The organism is Streptomyces griseorubiginosus (genome assembly GCF_017614965.1).
Taxonomy (GTDB): Bacteria; Actinomycetota; Actinomycetes; order Streptomycetales; family Streptomycetaceae; genus Streptomyces; species Streptomyces griseorubiginosus_B.
The window spans coordinates 1-1,603 of sequence record NZ_WVUG01000630.1; the positions used below are offsets into that span (position 1 = coordinate 1).

The 1,603-nt window shown below is 71.4% G+C and carries 1 protein-coding gene; it reads right to left on the reverse strand.

Annotated elements, in window-relative coordinates; genetic code table 11:
• Nucleotides 1–36 precede the first annotated feature (36 nt).
• Entirely contained in the window at nucleotides 37–1,557 is a 1,521-nt protein-coding gene (arfA, locus tag GRC12_RS44330) for an arabinosylfuranosidase ArfA (RefSeq protein WP_208786078.1), read from the reverse strand.
• Between the last annotated feature and the right edge of the window lie 46 nt (nucleotides 1,558–1,603).

Sequence of the window (1,603 nt, forward strand, 5' to 3'; positions counted from 1 at the left end):
GGGGAGTTGGGAGCGGTGGGTGTCCTGGGGGGCGGGTCAGCCGGCGCGGCGCAGCCGGACGACGTTCCAGGAGACGGGCGAGAGGCTCACGGTGAGCCGTCCATCGGTGACGGCGCCGGTCTCGGCGGTGTACGGCCGGACCCGGTCGGGGTCGTCCTGGGTGTTGGTGGCGCGGATGTCGGGGTCGCTGAGCACGGAGTGCTCCACCGGCGTGTATCCGGGGAACGCCCGCAGGTCGAGGGCGAGTTCGACGTTCTCGCCCTGGTGCCGGTTGACGGCGAAGACGGTCAGCTCGTCGGGTCCGTCGGCGCCCTCGATGTGGGTGGCCACGGCGTCGACGACCGGAACTCCGCCGAATCGTTTCGTCTCGTACAGCGGCGCGACCGGCTCCACCCGCAGCACGGTGCCCCGGGCGTGCCGGGCGGCCTGGGCGAAGGGGTGGAAGGTGGTCTGCCGCCAGCTCGGGCCGCCGGCCTCGCTGCGGATCGGGGCGATGACGTTGACGAGCTGGGCGAGGCAGGCGGCGGTGACGCGGTCGCTGTGCCGCAGCAGGCTGATCAGCAGCCCGCCGACCACGACGGCGTCGGCGACGTTGTACTCGTCCTCGATGACACGCGGGGCGACGGCCCACTCGGCGGGCTTGCCCTGGGCCTCGAAGCGGCTGTTGTACCAGACGTTCCACTCGTCGAAGGAGAGCTGGATCCGCTTGGTGCGGCGCAGCTTGGCCCGGACGTGGTCGGCGGTGGCGACCACCGACTCCACGAAGCCGTCCATGTCGACGGCGGAGGCGAGGAAGCTGCCGAGGTCGCCGTCGAGTTCCTCGTAGTAGGCGTGGCAGGAGATGTAGTCGACCTGGTCGTACGCCTCCTCCAGGACGGTCGCCTCCCAGGCGCCGAAGGTCGGCATGGAGGAGCTGGAGCTGCCGCACGCGACCAGTTCGAGGTTGGGGTCGATCATGCGCATCGCGCGGGCCGTCTCGGCGGCGAGGCGGCCGTACTCGGCGGCGGTCTTGTGGCCGGTCTGCCAGGGGCCGTCCATCTCGTTGCCGAGGCACCACATGCGGATGCCGAACGGGTCCCGGGCGCCGTTCTTGACGCGCTGGTCGGACCAGGCGGTGCCGCCGGGGTGGTTGGCGTACTCCAGCAGGTCGAGGGCCTCCTGGACACCCCGGGTGCCGAGGTTGAGGGCCATCATGGGCTCGACGCCGGCCTTGCGGGCCCAGGCGGCGAACTCGTGCAGTCCGAAGGCGTTGGTCTCGGTGCTGTGCCAGGCGAGGTCCAGTCGGGTGGGCCGGTCGGCGACCGGGCCGACGCTGTCCTCCCAGCGGAAGCCGGAGACGAAGTTGCCTCCGGGATAGCGGACGATGGTCACGCCCAGCTCGCGCACCAGCTCCAGGACGTCTCGGCGCAGACCGTCCTCGTCGGCCTCGGGATGGCCGGGTTCGTAGATGCCGGTGTAGACGCAGCGGCCCATGTGCTCGACGAACGAGCCGAAGGTACGGGGGCTCACGTCGGCGACGCGGAAGGCGGGGTCGACGGTCAGGGAAGCGTGCAGCATGAAGGGCGCTCCGGGGAGGTGCGGGGGAAGGAGGGGGGAAGAGGAG